Origin of the sequence: Actinophytocola sp., assembly GCF_036378875.1 — a bacterium.
Lineage (GTDB): Bacteria > Actinomycetota > Actinomycetes > Mycobacteriales > Pseudonocardiaceae > Actinophytocola.
The window spans coordinates 97,645-113,851 of record NZ_DASUVO010000075.1; the positions used below are offsets into that span (position 1 = coordinate 97,645).

Annotated in this window: 9 protein-coding genes; 5 read left to right on the plus strand and 4 right to left on the minus strand. The window is 68.8% G+C overall.

Going from position 1 to position 16,207, the window contains the following annotated elements; translation table 11 throughout:
* Positions 1-144: 144 nt before the first annotated feature.
* Positions 145-951, plus strand: a complete 807-nt coding sequence (locus VF106_RS21755) for an SAM-dependent methyltransferase (protein ID WP_330841618.1) — start codon at positions 145-147, stop codon at positions 949-951.
* Between the two features lie 2 nt (positions 952-953).
* Here VF106_RS21755 and VF106_RS21760 read toward each other — a convergent pair whose 3' ends face one another.
* The 3 genes from VF106_RS21760 to VF106_RS21770 are packed head-to-tail and all read right to left on the minus strand — an operon-like array spanning position 954 to position 4,233.
* Entirely contained in the window at positions 954-1,841 is an 888-nt protein-coding gene (locus VF106_RS21760; protein ID WP_330841619.1) for a UbiA family prenyltransferase, read from the minus strand.
* A complete protein-coding gene (locus tag VF106_RS21765; protein WP_330841620.1) occupies positions 1,832-3,073 on the minus strand; it encodes a cytochrome P450 in 1,242 nt (413 codons plus the stop codon). Before VF106_RS21765 ends, VF106_RS21760 begins: the two co-directional genes overlap by 10 nt.
* Positions 3,073-4,233, minus strand: a complete 1,161-nt coding sequence (locus tag VF106_RS21770; protein WP_330841621.1) for a prenyltransferase/squalene oxidase repeat-containing protein — start codon at positions 4,231-4,233, stop codon at positions 3,073-3,075. The genes VF106_RS21765 and VF106_RS21770 overlap by 1 nt, the downstream gene beginning before the upstream one ends.
* A gap of 542 nt (positions 4,234-4,775) precedes the next feature.
* Here VF106_RS21770 and VF106_RS21775 point away from each other — a divergent pair.
* Together VF106_RS21775 and VF106_RS21780 are read left to right on the plus strand one after the other, a co-directional pair.
* Positions 4,776-5,606, plus strand: coding sequence for an SAM-dependent methyltransferase (locus tag VF106_RS21775; protein WP_330841622.1), 831 nt, complete (start codon positions 4,776-4,778; stop codon positions 5,604-5,606).
* Positions 5,607-5,837: 231 nt separating this feature from the next.
* Entirely contained in the window at positions 5,838-6,632 is a 795-nt protein-coding gene (locus VF106_RS21780; RefSeq protein ID WP_330841623.1) for a MalT transcriptional regulator family protein, read from the plus strand.
* Here the strand turns inward: VF106_RS21780 and VF106_RS21785 are convergent.
* Positions 6,583-10,527 carry a Dyp-type peroxidase gene (locus VF106_RS21785; protein WP_330841624.1) on the minus strand — a complete coding sequence of 1,315 codons (3,945 nt, stop codon included), beginning with the start codon at positions 10,525-10,527 and terminating at the stop codon, positions 6,583-6,585. The two genes, VF106_RS21780 and VF106_RS21785, sit on opposite strands and share 50 nt — an antisense overlap.
* Positions 10,528-10,937: 410 nt before the next feature.
* Between VF106_RS21785 and VF106_RS21790 the strand changes: the two genes are divergently transcribed.
* Together VF106_RS21790 and VF106_RS21795 are read left to right on the plus strand one after the other, a co-directional pair.
* A complete protein-coding gene (locus VF106_RS21790) occupies positions 10,938-15,026 on the plus strand; it encodes a CLIPPER-2 domain-containing protein (protein ID WP_330841625.1) in 4,089 nt (1,362 codons plus the stop codon).
* Between the two features lie 73 nt (positions 15,027-15,099).
* Positions 15,100-16,176, plus strand: a complete 1,077-nt coding sequence (locus tag VF106_RS21795; RefSeq protein ID WP_330841626.1) for a serine hydrolase domain-containing protein — start codon at positions 15,100-15,102, stop codon at positions 16,174-16,176.
* Positions 16,177-16,207: the final 31 nt, after the last annotated feature.

Genomic DNA, 16,207 nt, shown 5'->3' on the forward strand with positions numbered 1-16,207 from the left:
ACGCCGTGCGCGTCTTCACCCACTGCGGGTGAATGTGACCCGGACGGCAGGTTCCGGTGTTGATGCCGCGCGCTGCCGACTGGCACGCTATCGCCTGGAATGTGACGAATTTGTAGCCAAGACTCAATGATTGGGCGGCACATAATGCTTCCGGTCGACTCGGCGGGTGACCCGGATCTACGCGATCCCAGCATCGCCGGCGTGCACGACTACTGGCTCGGCGGCAGATACCACAGCGACGCGGATCGGGACTTCGCCGACCGCACCGCGATCGTCGCGCCGCAGATCCCCTACCTGGTCCGGACACAACGCGCGCTGCTCGGCCGCATGGTCCGCTACCTGGCAGGCAGGGGCATCCGACAGTTCCTCGACCTCGGCTCCGGCGTCCCCAGCGTCGGCCACGTCCACGAGGTCGCCCAGGCCATCGACCCCACCGCCCGCGTCGTCTACGTCGACACCGACCCCGACGTCGTCGCCTACAGCAAGGACCTGCTGGCCCTCAACGACAACGTCGCACTCGTCGACGCCGACGTCCGCGACCCCAGACAGGTACTCGACGCCCCCGAAACCCGCCGCCTGCTCGACCTCGACCAACCGACCGCGGTACTGCTCATCGCCACCCTGCAACACATCCCCGACACCGACGACCCCGCCCACATGGTCACCGCCTACCGCGACGCCCTCAGCCCCGGCAGCTACCTCGCCCTCTCCCACTACGGACCCGACGAGTACCTGGTATCAGGCCAGAAGCTGTTCGAACGAATGCACCTTGGCGAAAAGCTCGAGGTGACCGTCCGCGACCCCGAGTCCCTCAGGGTCCTCTTCGCCGGACTCGACCTCGTCTCCCCCGGCATCGTGCCCGTCGTGTCGTGGCGCCCCGACCCCGACGACGACATCGGCAACAACCCCGAGCGCCACCCCATCCACGCCGGCCTCGGCCGCAAACCCTGAGGTCACGCGACCAGCGGGGTGACGGTCAACGCCACCATGCCGACGGCCACCGGTGGCATGGCCCGCCGTTGGATGCGCCGCGAGGTCGGGGCGACCGTGCCGTAGAGGAACGCCCCTTGCAGAACCACCAGGGGCAGTGCCCAGGCCGGCCCGAACCGCCACCACAGTCCCCAGCCGGTGACGGCCAACCCCACGATCACGGCCGCGACGGACACGGCGACGGCACCCGCGAAACCGTGACGCACAGCAGGAGTGCGCAAGCCGGTCCTGATGTCGGCCACCCGGTCGGGCACCGACCACAACGTCGCCCGCCCGACCGCGAGCACCCACAGGCCCGCGACGATCGTCCAGGTCGACGCGTCGAGCTGTGAGCGGATCGTCCAGTAGGACAACAGGAACGGCAGAACCGACAGCGAGACGCAGTACACCGCCGCGCCGATGAGCCCGCGTCGCTTCAGCCGCACGGGTTCGACGTTGTAGAGCACCTGGAGCACGACTATTCCGGCCGCGGTCACCAGGATCGCCGCGGAGGCCACCCATACGGCCACGAGACCGGCGAGCAGCATCCCGCCTGCCGCTTCCGCCGCGGCCCACCGGACGACCCGGTCACGACCGAACCGCCGGGTGGCGCCGACCAGGTGACCCCGCTCCCCGTGCTGTTCGTCGTTGCGGACGTCGGCCGCGGTGTTGAGCGCCAGTGCCGCGACGATCAGCATCAGGTTCGCGGCAATCGCCCCCAGCACCGGAAGGTCCAGCAGCTGCCCGGCGTCGCCGACCGCGAAGCAGGCGCCCACGCTCGCGTAGCACACGTAGTTGACCGAGAACGGGAACTCCAGCCGGTGGACGGCCATGGCGTCCCGCATGGACGCGCTGCGGGCCGTCAGCGGCACGTGAGCACCCGCATCCGCAACGTCGAGGCCGGTGCCATGACGTTGCCGCGCATCCGTGGGCCACCGGCGCGGGGGTTGACACATCGCCACTCGCGGCGGCGCAGCACGCCCGCGACGATCATCCGGATCTCCAGCTGCGCGAGCTGGCTGCCCAGGCAGTACCGGGTGCCCCCGCCGAACGGGAAGTAGTGGTGCGCGGGCGGCCGGCCGCCGAGAAACCGGCTCGGGTCGAACCGCTTCGGGTGACCGAACACGTCCGGATCGTGGTGGGCGAGGTAGATGGCGGGGGTGAGCTTGGTGCCGGCGGCCATCATCCGGCCGCACACCTCGCCGTCCTCGGTGAGCACGCGGTGTTCGGCGAGCGAGGCCGGCGGGGTCAGCCGAAGGGTCTCGGAGACCGCGGCGGCCAACAGCGGCACCCGCGCCGGATCCGAGCCGTCCGCGTCCGTGGCGGCGATCTCCTCGCGGATCTCGTTGCGCACCTTGGGGTTTCTGTCCAGCCAGTACAGCGCCCACGCCGCGCCTGCCGCGGTGGTCTCGTGGCCGGCGAACATCAGGGAGATGGCCGCGTCCCGCAGTTCGGTGTCGCCGATTCCGCCAAGCGGCCCGTCACCGTCGAGCATGCGGGCCGCGAGCGTGCGTGGCCGCAGGTCCGGGTTCACCTTCGCGGCACGCACCAACATCCGGTCGAGTTCGGCGCCCGGCCGGGGAATGCCGCCCAGCAGGTACCGGTAGACCAGGGTGCGGTGGCGGGCGCCGAACGCCCTCTCTGTCCACTGTGTGACCGCGGTGAGCAGGTCGTCCTCGCAGTGGCCGAACAGGATACGGGCGATCACGCGGAGGGCGATCGCCCGCGTCCACGGCAGCAGCTCGACCACGGTTCCCGGTGTCAGGCGGTCGATCGCCGCGTGCACCGCGTCGGCGACGGCCTCCTTCTGTTCCGTGAGCTTTCTGCCGCGCAGCGATGGGCCGAGCGCGTGACGGTAGGCGGTGTGCCGTTCCCCCTCCGCCCACAGCAGCGACGACTCGCCGAACAGCGGGGTCAGGCTCTGCCCGCCGGGATGGCGCAGCCGGGCGTCCGACCGGAAGATCCAGTCGATCATCTCTGGTTGCCACACCAACAGTTTCGGCATCGGCCGGTCCCGGAGTTCGAGCACGCCGTCGGACGTGCCCACATGCGACTCCAGGAACGGCAGGGTGCGGAGGTTCATCCGAAGCTCCTGCCACCGCATCAATGCTCCTTCCCCGTTGCCCGGCCGACGTTCGGCCGGGCGAGGTGTTCGACGACCCGTGGGTTGGCCTCGGCCAGGCAGAGCGCGGCGAGCCGCTCCGCGCGTACGATCCGGAACGGCGTGTAGAGATCCTTGTCGTGCCACATCGGGATGTGCGGCTGGTCCACACGCGACAGTGTCGGGTGGGCCCTCGCGATCGCGCGGTCGACGGCGCCGTCGGCGTCCGTGACCCGAACGCGGGACAGGATCTGCACCGCGTAGGCGGTCTCCTCTCCCGTGCCCGCCCAGCATCCCCATGATCCGTCCACGCGCTGGGTGTCGAGCACCCACAGCACGGCCTTCCGCAGCGCCCCGACGGCCCGGTCACCGCCGTGTTCGCACAACGCCAGTACGGCGCACGCCGTGGCGTAGTAGGGCGAGGCGTGCCACTTGTCCCGCCAGCTCCCGTCGGGCTCCTGGCACCCGCACAACCAGTCGGTGAGCCGCGCCATCGCGTGCTCGTAACGGGAACGACCCGGCAGCTCTGCCGTGAGGCAGGAGCCGAACGCCTGCAGGACATGGGCGTTCGTGCTGCTCGACGGCGTGCGCTCGTCGGGGAAGCACGCGAAGTGCCCGTCGCTTTCCTCATAGGACCACAGGCAGTCGGGTGAGCGTGGGCTGCCCAACCGGGCCAGCGCGGTCACCGCGGCGGCCGTGTCGTCCGCGTCCGGGGGCAACCCGGCTCCACCGGCGACACCGTGCTCGCCGAACGCCGCGTGCAGACCACGCGCGAACTCACGGGAATCCGGTGGGGTCAGGCCCACACCGGCCAATGTGGACAGCACCCAGGCGCGCTCGAAGACCGGCAGCGGCGCCGCCGTGGGCACCGGCCCGCCGCCACGCGCCTGCACGTCGTCCAGGTACCGCACCGAGGAATGCCGGCCGGCGCGTACTTCGGCGTCGCCCAACCAGACGGCCGTGGCCGCGGGTGAGCAGCCGACGACACCCGCGACGGGTTCGACGAACCGCGCACCCCGCACCGCGTCACCGAAGACCTCGACGGTGTGCGCCAGTTTCATCGGCAACGCCTGCCCCTCGACGACCGCGCCACGCAGCACACCGAGCAGCCCGTCATCCATGCCGGCGGGACATGCCAGCCGCCTGCCCCGCCACGCGGCCATTTCGGGTACGTCCGCGTCGAGATGCGCGTTTATTTCACCAACGAGTCCGGGAACGACAAGCTCGACCGCGACCGTGTCCGGCAGCGGGATATTTCCGCGCGTTTCAAACCATTCGAAGAGCGAATTCAACCCACGCTCGACGGCACGCACCAAGTCGTCCCGGGAAATCGTCGACACGGTCCGCTGTCGAATAGTCGACAGCAATGCCTCGGTGGCACTCAACGTGGGCACGATCCGGTATTCCGGCGGCGGCCCCCAACTGTCGTTGCCCCGTAGTTCATCGACAAGGAAGCGTACTCGGCGAGCGTGTCCGCCCAGCGAGGGCGCGTGCCGGACCAGTCGTCCGGTCTCGTAGACCGACAGCGAAAAATCGCCGAACGTGTCCGCCGACATTTCCGACGCCAATGCCGCAGCGGTTTCCACGCGCAATCTCGAACGGTTGACCTGTGACACCGCACGCCCTCGAGGTCACAATCGGCAGGGGAAATCCCAGGATACCATTCAAGTGGTATTGATCACTTCTGCGATCAGGAGGGATCGGCATGAGCGACTCGGCACAAGTGCAACTTCCCAGCGTGGCCGGGGTATACGACTACTACCTAGGTGGCACCGCACACCGGGCGATCGACCGCCGTTTCGGTGACCAGGTACTGACCATGTTCCCCCTGGTTCGGCCCATCGCCAGAGCGAACCGGTCGTTCCTCCGGCGCGCCGTGCGGCACCTCGTGCGGTGCGGCGTCCGGCAGTTCGTCGACATCGGTGCCGGCATGCCAGGAGAAGGCAGCACGCACACGATCGCCGACACACCCGCCCCCGGTGCCAGCAGGGTGGCCTACGTAGACAACGACGCCGGCGCGGTCGCCCATGCCCGCTCTCTCATCGCGGAGTCCGGTGACCCGGCCAGGCACGCGATCGTCCACGCGGACCTTCGAGATCCCGACGAGCTGTGGCGTCACGTCGGCGACACCGGGATCATCGACCTCACCGAACCCGTCGGCCTGCTCATGATCGCCGTGCTGCACCTGCGACAGTCCGACGAGAACGGGACCGACGTGGGAGCGCGAGCCGTCGCCCGCTACCGCGAACTGCTGCCCGCGCGCTCGTACCTGGCCATCTCGCACGCCACCAAGGAAGACGTGCCGGACGAGGTCAAAGCCACGCTGGCCGGCGCCGGCGCGATGTACGGCGGCAACGGAAGCCGGACCGTGTGGCGAACTCGCCGCGAGGTGACCGAACTCTTCGGCGAGTTCGAACTCGTCGCGCCGGGCGTCACGTGGGCTCCGCTGTGGGGCGATGAGGAGTCGGCCAACGCGTCGAGCTTCACCACACCCAACGAGTCCGGCATCCTGGCGGGTGTCGCACGCAAATCCTGATCACGGCGTTTGCCGGGGCAACGTGGACAGCGATCTGTCAGTTGTCTTCATTCCCGGTGGGTGAATTCCGGACCCCTTGGACATTGCCGTTGCGAAAGTTCCGCACGACCGGCCGAAAGATCGTCTACTGGCACCTTTTCGGGTGACATGTCGCGTTGAACGCACACAAATTTCCAGATTGTTTTAGCGTGTGCTGCCGTGCCCCCGGAGCAGAACCAGAGAATCCGTCCCATGTCGGACGCGAAGATCGAGATTCCCCGCCTGGCGCCGGGTGCGATCAGACGCCGCCATGCCGAGAGTCTCCTGCCCCGTTTCGGCGACGACGGCGCCGACGCGCTCGGCACGCTGGTGTGCGCGCCTCCAGGGTTCGGTAAGACCACCGTGCTGTCGCGTTGGGCTCGCGAGCACGGCACGGGTTCGGTGGCGTGGCTGGACGTGGACTCCGCCGACGATCCCGCGCTGCTGTGCGCGGGAATGCTCGCCGCGGTGACGCGTACCGTGACGATGGGGCGAAGAAACCCGTTGCCTGACCTGCGTGTCGGCGCGGACACGATCGTCGCGCACCTCGTGGACCTGGTGGACATCGTGGAGCGGCACGAGAAACCGGTGTGGCTGGTGCTCGACGGTCTCGACCGGTTCCGCCATCCCGACGCGCTGCAGATCCCGGAGCTGCTCGTCCGGCGAGCACGGCGACGGCTCCGGCTCGTGCTGTCCACCAGGCACTACCCCGCCACCGGCCTGCGCTACCTACGCATGGCCGGGCTGCTCCGCGAGATCCGCGCCGGCGACCTCGCCTTCACCGCCGAGGAGACCACCCAGCTGCTGGCCAACCACGACGTCCAACTGGGTGACGACGACCTGGGCAGGCTGATGGCGGTCACCGAAGGGTGGCCCGCCGCCGTTGGCATGGCCGCGGCGGCACTTGCCGCCGCCGCGGACCAACGCTCCACATTGGACGAACTGGTCGGGGATCGCCTCACACACCACTGTGCGGCGGCAGGGTCGCCGCCTCGTCCGGGGTGCTGACGGGCCTGCGCCGGTGCTGTTCCTGGTGGGCAGGGAACATGGCCACGAAGTACTCGGACCAGCCACCCATACGCACGCGGACCAGGTCGTACTTCTCCGGGTCCTGACAGGCGGCGGTGAAGGTCTCCGGATCGGCACAGGTGATCGTGAGCAGGTTGGACCCCGCGCCGGCGGCGAAGGCCATGATGACCTCGGTGAGCTCGGCGACCGGGAACGTCTCCCGGATGTTGAAGTCGGTCGGCGCCACGTTCCACATGGCCGCGCTGCCCTCCCCGGCGAACCCGGCCAGTGTGCTCAGGAACGGCGCCTCCCGGTGGTTCACGGGCTGGTCGACGTAGCCGGGGCTCGGGCTCAGGTCCGAGGCGATGGCCTGCCCGAGCAGCCGGCCGTCGGCCGAGGCCCCGCACATCGCGCCGAACTCGACGTAGTTCTCGAACGTGCCCGTGCCCGGCTGGATCTGCAGGCCGAACGGGTGCTCCTCGGTGCCGCACCGCTGCGCGAGCGCCACCATCTTCCGCGCGGTCGGCGCGGCCGGGTCCGTGTAGACCTCAACGGCGGTACGCGCGACCCGCTGCAGGATGGCGTCGCCGAACGCGTCGAGCTCGACGTTCCCTCGGCCGTACTTGGGCAGGCCCATCGCGACCGCACGCAGCCGGCGGAAGCGGTCCGCCCGCGCGGCGATCCTGGCCGGCCCGGCGAGCGTGCTGACGAACGGCTCGTTCATCGACTCGCCCCAGTTGCAGATCAACGCCTCGACCAGCTCGGGCAGCGACGTGACCGCGGTCTTCTCGTCGAAGACCATGTGCCGGATCGCCCACAGCGAGTCGATGGTGTTGGCCAGCGCGGTGAAGCACGGGCCGACCACGTTGTACCGGGCGCCGCCCGCGTAGAAGTCCAGGCCCTTGTCAACGCAGTCGTCGATGAAACACGACAGCAGCGGCGACGGGCACACCGCGCTCATCTGGCCGAACACGCCGAGCAGCTGGTCGGTCTGCCGGGCGAACATCCACTTGAGGTGTGTGAAGAACAGGTCCTCCAGCCGTTCGTAGGAGGTGATCTCGGTCGGCGCCTCCGACGTGAACGAGATCCGCTGGCCGCGGAAGTACATGGGACCCGCGCTGGCCCACGACTTGCCTTGGTTGAGCGCGGCCTCCAGCGGCTGGAGCGTGATCACCCCGCCGAGGGTGAACCAGTTGCTCCCGACGAACTGTGGCTCGTAGCAGCCGTCACAGGCGTAGTCGCGGGCGGCGACCAGGTCTACCTCGGTGCGCCACCGAGGACCGGCCTCGACCGAGACGGGGAGCGGGCAACCCTCGCCGATGCCGACGCCGCTGGCCTGTAGGCCGGGGATGACCTTCTCGTCGTTCAGCAGGATCGGGTGCGCGCCGCCGGACAGCAGCGCGAGCGCCGCCTCGTGCGCGTACTCCTCCGGCATGTCCGAGCGGGTACGCAGCGACAGACAGGGAGCGTTGAGCGGCAGCCGCCTGGCGGCCCGCAGGCAGAACATCGTGACGTCGTTGTACGCCGGCGTGCCGGCGCCGGGGCCGTCGTCGGCGACCGTGCCGCCCACGGTCACCTGCTGGATCCACTGGTTGTTGGAGCCGCCCTGCGGGTAGTTGCCGCTCATCCCGCCCATGGCCAGGTTGCCCCACGGCTGGTGGTCCGCCAGGTTCATCCGGTTGGGCTGGACCTTCTCGCCGAGCTTGATCCAGAAGCAGTCGATGATCTCCTGCGCCCGGTCCGGATCGAGCCGGCCTGCCTCCACGTCACGCTGGTAGAACGGGTACAGCAGCTGGTCAAGGCGGCCGATGGACGTCGGCTCGCCGATCAGGTGCAGGCAGGAGTGCAGGGTGAAGACCAGCTGCGCGGCCTCCAGCATGGTGGCCGGCGCGTCGCTGGCCAACCGGTCCATCCGCACGGCAATCGCCAGCAGGTTGTCCCGCTCCGCCCGCTGGGCCGGGCCGAGGTTCGCGGCAAGTTCCTTCGCCAGCCTGGCGAAGGAGTGGCAATGGTCGGCCACACCCTCCAGGGCGAGCAGCACGCCCCGGTAGAACGACGCCTTCTCCGGGTCGGCGCCTTTCTCCGCCAGCTTCGTCGAAACCTTCTCGGCCAGGCCACCGATCCCCAGCTCCAGCGCGCGCTGGAAGCCGGGCACCACGTGGCCGACGCCGGACGCCGCGCTCAGCCCGAGGAAGAAGTTGGACATGCGCTCGTCCTCGCGGGTGTAGTCGATGACGAAGCGCCCCTGGCCGAGGCCGAGGGTGGGCATCCCGCCGACGATCAGCTCCTCAGGGGAGACACTGTAGGTGTCCGCACCGTTGAGCCAGTTCTCGCCGTCGAGGCTGCGCCGCCGGCCACGGAAGCCGTACTCGGTCCCGGCGAACACCTCACCGAGGCCGATCCTGATCGCCCACCCCATGCGCTCCACCACCGGCAGCGCCATGATCCGCATCACCTCGGCGTCGTCGAAACGGCGGCGCAGGTAGTACTCGAGGTCTCCCAGTTCCTGCTGGGTGCCGTCGAAGTACCAGTTGTCCTGCCAGCGGGAGAACGTGGTGGCGAGCAGCCCGAGCACTCGACGCGAGGGCGGGAGGTACTTCTCCCGGTCGGCACCGGTCATCGTGGCCATCCGGAACAGGTAGTCCTGGTGGTTGTAGGACATGTAGCCGTTGGCCGAGCGCTGGTCGAAGTGCCGGTCGAGCCGGTCCCAGTTGACGCCGGGGAAGCGAGTCCAGTCGGTGTCGCCGAGCGTGCCGACCGGCAGCGCGGTCATGCCCAGCTCGTCCTGGCTGGGGATGTAGAAGAAACCGCCGAGGTTGGCGCGCACATTGGACAGCAGCCGGTCGGACACGAACCCCCGCTCACCGCCGATCTGCTGGTCCATGATCGTCTCCAGCACCTGGACGCTTCGGCTGAACGCGGCGAAGTAGATGCCGGCCTCGTCCCCCAGGCTCGCCCCCTTCGCCACGAGCTCGGCGTCCCGGATCGCGCTGGACCGGCCGAAGGGCAGGCTCATCCGCAGCACCGGCGTGGTGTTGCCCTGCTCGTCCTGCACGCGTGCCCGCTTGATGTGGCTGCGGTCCTCACGGGACGGCACGAGAATGTCCTCTGTGGTGCGTCCGACCATGTCCTCGATGCCCTGCGGGGACAGGTCGAGCACGTGCTCCCAGTTGATCGTGAACCGCTGAGCGAGCACATAGGACGCACCGGCGTGGTCGGGGTCCTCCGCGCCGACCAGCACGTGCCGCTGCAGGGTCACCGGGTCGGTCGGGTTGTTGAGGTTCTCGGAGAACCGGCAGCCGACCACCTTGCCGCCGCGCTTGTCCGGCCGCTGCGACTTCGTCGCGGCCTCCTGGTACTCGGTGCGCCGCGGGTCGACGCAGTTCTCCTGCTCCACCAGCAAGGTGACCACGTACTCGAAGACCGCGCGGCAGTGTTCCTCCACATCGGACTTGATGTGGAACCACAGATCCCCCGCCGAGTCCTCGAACGTGCCGGCGGAACGCTCGAACACGGTCGAGGAGAGCGGCTCGTCCGCCGACGCGGGGAACAGCGGGTACATCCCGACGGGTAGGTCGGTGCCGTCCTCCGCGCACCACTGCGCCCACCGGCGGAACCCCACCCCGACCACCGCCGTGGTGTTGCTGCTGCCGTGCCAGTCGTGGATGCGCCTGCGTACCGCGGCCGACACCCGGCACAGCACGTCACGGGTCAGCGGCGCGCCCGCGGCTCCCGCCCAGAACGTGGCGAACAGGGCGTACGGCGCCGGATAGACCAGGCCGCGCTGCACATGTTCCCAGATGTCGTGGCTGCGCTCGTCCGCCCCGGCGACGGACATGGCGTCGCCGCTGAGCGCGGAGACCGCGAACTGGCGATCGACGATCGAGTCGGTCATGGTTTCCTCCCGGCCAGCAACGAAAAAAGCAAGGTGCCGACAGCGGTCGGCGCACGGTCCAGAATGGTCGAGAACGATCACCACGACAGCGCCGGGACAGCAATGCACCCATTCGTGTGCTGGTCGCGCTTGACAACCACGCAGCCACCATTGTGTCGCGTAATCACTCGACCGGGGAATTGCCTTTGCTTGTTCGCTCCGAACGCGGGCACGCAGCCGTCGCGGCGGGTAGGTGATTCGCGCCAACAGGTGCACTGCTCGGGTGAAAATATCCTTGCGTCGCTTGACATCCGCCTCTTCGCCCTAGTGTCCGCGACTGTCTCATTGTGTCGGGGAGAGTTGGAGACTCGTTGATGGAGAATCGAAGAGAGCCCCGTGCCTTCCGCCGGACCCTCAGTCCGGGGCACGGTGTGAGACGGGTCAAGGGGATCGCAAGCCTCGTCACAGCCGCGGGTATCGTGCTCGCGTTCGTGACGCCGGCTGCCGCCATGACCGATGAGGTGCCACCCGACACCACGCCGACAGCGAGTGCCGCGTCGGAACCTGTCACGGACACGGCGACCGAGTCCGCGACGGAGTCCATTTCGGACACAACGGTCGACGCCGAGGCCAGCGCCGACCCGGCCACCACCGAGTCCGCCACCGACTCGAGCACGGACGTCGAGGTCGCCGAGCCGGCCACGGCGGAAGGCAAGCCGGAAACCGAGGAAACGCCTGCCGAAGGCCAGGGTGCGGCCGGGGCAGAGGAAACGCTGGCCGCGGAACCGGGTGCGCTGGAGAGCCAGGCAGCGCCCGTCGAGGTCGCGCGGGAGGAAGCGGCCGCGCAGGCCGCCTCGGACCTCAGCATCACGCAGTACGCACCGGAAGCCGCCGCCGCGGGGGCGCCGATCACGTGGACGCTGACCGTCCACAATGACGGTCCGGGTGCCGCGCACTACACGGTGACCGACCCGATCCCGGCCGGGGTGACCGGGGTCGCGAGCCCCACCGCGGGATGCTCGGTCGCCGGCAACAACGTCACGTGTACCGGCGGTCCGCTCGCGGAAGGCGCGGACGCCGTCGTGACGATCACCGGCACGACCCCGAACCCGTTCGACTTCCCACTGGTCAACACCGCCACGGTCGCGACGAGCCAGGGCGGTCCCGACACGGACACGAGCAACAACTCCAGCGAGTGGGTGACCACCACCGCGGCGCCGGACCCGCAGCTCGGGCTCGTCGCGCAGGCGAACGTGGTCGACGACAACGGCAACGGCGTCGGCGACGTCGGCGAGCTCATCGAGTACACCGTCCAGGTCAGCAACACCGGCAACGTCACGCTGTTCGACCTGGTGGTCGAGCACGACGGCGAGCCGATCGACTGTGATCGGACCGTGCTGTCGCTCGACCAGAGCACGACCTGCGACGCGCCCAACCACGAGATCACGGACGCGGACCTCACCGCGGGCGAGGTCGCGACCACGACCACCGGTTCCGCCAGGGCACCGTCCGGCGCCACCGTGACCGACGAGTCACACACGAACGTGCCGATCTTCGAGCCGCGCCCGCAGCTCGCCCTGGTCAAGGCCGGCATCCTGGACGACACGAACGACAACGACCTCGCCGACCTCGGCGAGGAGATCGACTACACCTTCACCGTCACCAACATCGGCAACGTGCCGCTGACCGCGCTGTCGGTCGTGGACGCGGCGGTCGGCGGGGTGACCTGCCCGCAAACCTCGATGGCGCCCAACGCGATCGTGGTCTGCACGAGCGACGCGCCACACATCACCACCGAGGACGACATCGAGGACGGTGAGGTCGTCAACTCGGCGTTCGCACGGGCCACCGCGCCGGGTGGAGGCCCGGTCGTCTCGCCGGTGTCGACGGAGAACACGCCGACGGTCACCGACGTCCCGGGCATCGCGCTGGACAAGAGGGCCGAGCTCCTCGACGAGAACGGCAACGACCTCGGCGACCTCGGCGAGCGGATCCGCTGGACCTTCCTGGTGGTCAACAACGGCAGCGTCCGGCTGACCAACGTGACCATCAACGACCCGGAGGCCGGTGGGGTGACCTGCCAGGTGACCACGCTGGAGGTGCAGCAGGCGACCACGTGTGTTGCGACGACGCTGCACGTGGTGAACGAGGCGGACATCCTCGCGGGCCGGGTGGACAACACCGCCGTCGCGCGGGGACTCACCGACCCGGGCGGGGCTCCGGTGCTCTCGGATCCCGACTCGACGGTCACCCCGACCGTGGCGCCCGCGCCCAGCATCGCCCTGGACAAGCGGGCCGAGCTCAACGACGAGAACGAGAACGACCTGGCCGACGCTGGCGAGACGATCGACTACTCGTTCGTCGTCACCAACACCGGCAACCTGACGCTGACCGGCGTCACGGTGACCGACCCGAAGGCCGGGACGGTGACGTGTCCGACGACGACCCTCGCACCGGGAGCGTCGACCACCTGCACCGCGGCGCCGTACACGGTGACCGACGCCGACATCGACGCCGGCATCGTCCGCAACACCGCGGTCGCGAGCGGTCAGCCGCCGCGCGGGCCGCGTGTCGAGTCTCCTCCGGACACCGAAGAGGTGCCGGTCGCGGACCCGAGCATGACCCTGGACAAGCGGGCCCAGCTCAACGACGAGAACAACAACGACCTGGCCGACGCCGGTGAGACGATCACCTACACGTTCCAGGTCACCAACACGGGCAACGTGCCGCTCGCCGACATCACGGTGAACGACCCGAAGGCGGGAACGGTGACGTGTCCGTCGACGACCCTCGCACCGGGAGCATCGACCACCTGCGTCGCGGCGCCGTACACGGTGACCGACGCCGACATCGACGCCGGCATCGTCCGCAACGTCGCCACGGCCAGCGGACAACCGCCGGGCACCGACCCGCCGATCGTCACACCGCCCGACCGGGAGGAAGTCCCGGTCGCGGACCCGGACATCACGTTGGACAAGCGGTCGGTTCTCAACGACGAGAACGACAACGACCTCGCCGACGCCGGTGAGACCATCGCCTACACGTTCCTGGTCACCAACACCGGCAACGTGCCGCTGACCGGCGTCACGGTGAACGACCCGAAGGTCGGGCCGGTGACCTGCCCGACGACGACCCTCGCGCCAGGAGCGTCGACCACCTGCGTCGCGCAGCCGTACACGGTGACCGACGCCGACATCGACGCCGGCATCGTCCGCAACGTCGCCACGGCCAGCGGACAACCGCCGGGCACCGACCCGCCGATCGTCACACCACCCGACCAAGAGGATGTTCCGGTCGCGGACCCGGACATCACGCTGGACAAGCGGGCCCAGCTCAACGACGAGAACGACAACGACCTCGCCGACGCGGGTGAGACCATCGCGTACTCGTTCGTGGTCACAAACACCGGCAACGTCACGCTCACCGACATCCAGGTGAACGACCCGAAGGCCGGCGCGGTGACGTGTCCGTCGACGACTCTCGCACCGGGAGCGTCGACCACCTGCACCGCGGCGCCGTACACGGTGACCGACGCCGACATCGACGCCGGAGTGGTACGTAACGTCGCCACGGCCAGTGGACAACCGCCGGGCACCGACCCGCCGATCGTCACACCACCGGACGAGGAGGAAGTCCCGATCGCGGACCCGAGTATCACGCTGGACAAGCGGGCCCAACTCAACGACATGGACAACGACGGTTTCGGCAGCCTGAACGAGACGATCACCTACACGTTCCTGGTCACCAACACCGGCAACGTCCCGCTCACGGACGTCAAGGTCGACGACCCGAAGGTCGGGCCGGTGACCTGTCCGACGACGACGCTCGCACCGGGAGCATCGACCACCTGTACCGCACCGCTCTACACGGTCACCCAGGCGGACGTCGACGCAGGCGAGGTCCACAACATCGCGATCGCGACCGGTCAGCCACCGGGGACCGACCCGCCGATCAGCAGCCCGCCGGACGAGGAGATCGTGGAGACTATCGCGTCCGACAATCCGCCGAACGTGGGTGAAGCCCCGGGCATCGGGCTGACCAAGCACGCCGCACTGCACGACCAGGACGGTGACGGCAAGGCCGACGCCGGCGAGACGATCACGTACACCTTCCACGTGACCAACACCGGTGACACGGTCCTGGAGGACATCACGGTCGACGACCCGAAGGTCGGCCTGGTCACCTGCCCGTCGACGACGCTGCAGGTGGGTGCGGAGATGACCTGCACCGCGGCGCTGTACACCGTCACCAACGCCGACATCGACGCGGGCAGGGTGCACAACGTGGCGACTGCCAGCGGCTTGCCGCCGGGACAGAACGAGCCGGTCAAGTCACCGCCGTCGTCGGCCACCGTGCCGGTCGACGACGACCAGGCAGGCGGCGGTGGAGCCAGCCTGGCCGGTGACAGCCTCGCGTACTCGGGAGCGGGTTCTCTCGGCCTGCTCCTCGGCTGGGCAATGCTGTTCCTCGCGGGCGGTGCCGTGCTGTTCGTCGTAACCCGTCGTCCACGCGACGACTGACGGAACAGTTTCCGACCCGGCGGCCGTGGGACCTCGGTTCCACGGCCGCCGGGCCATTTCGATTGAGCTGACGATGAAACGGAAACTGGGCGCGCTGCTCGCCGTGACCACCGCGGTGCTCGCGTGCACGTCGCCGCAACCCACGTCGACACGCCGAGACGACCGGAACACCCAGTCGTTGGTCGACTTTCTCGACCAGACAGTTCGAACCAAACGGTTCCGTGGCGCGGTCGAGGTACGGCGAGGCGAGGACGTGGTGCTGCGCCGTGGTTTCGACCGCGCCGACTGGGCAGGCGGGACACCGAACGGACCGGACACCCGGTTCCTGATCGCCTCACTGACAAAGCAGTTCACGAGCCTTGCCGTGCTGATTCTGCAGGAGCGCGGCAAGCTGCGAGTCAGCGACGCGGTGTGTGCCCACCTGCCGGACTGCCCACCGGACTGGCAACCCATCACGATCGAGCACCTGCTCACCCACACCTCGGGGTTGTACAACTACAACGACGATCAGGACGCGTTCCAGGAACGCTTCGCCGGCATGCCGCCAACCCCCGCACAGCTGATCCAGACCTTCGCCGCCCGGCCGCTGGAGTACACCCCTGGCTCGCGGTTCGAATACACCAACTCCGGATACGTGCTACTGGGGCACCTGATCGAAAAGGTCACCGGCGAACGCTACGGCGACTTTCTGCGTCGCGAAATCCTCGACCCGCTCGGCATGTCCAACAGCGGCTACGACCCAGGCACGGACCACGCACTGACCTACGAGGACTGGACCACTCCTGCCCCCCACCTCGACGAGGCGACCCTCTTCTCCGCAGGCGGCATGTACTCGACGGTGACCGATCTCGGCCGCTGGCAACAATTCCTGCTCACCGGCAGACCGGCGATCGGCGGACGAGGGTCGGTCGCCGATCTGCTGCGTCCCAGAGTCGCGCTGACCTCACTCGAGTGGTACTGCTACGGCCTCTTCGCCCAAGGCACCAGGTCCGCCGTCGAAAGCTACTGGCACGACGGTCGTGACCTGGGCATCTCCACGTACCTGGAGTTCAACCCCACCACGGAAGTCTCGGTCACCGTACTCGCCAACATCGACACCGACTCGATCAACATCGGCCGCAACATCGTCTCACTCCTGGATAATGACTAGCGGGATCTGACTGTTCGAAGACGCACTGGGG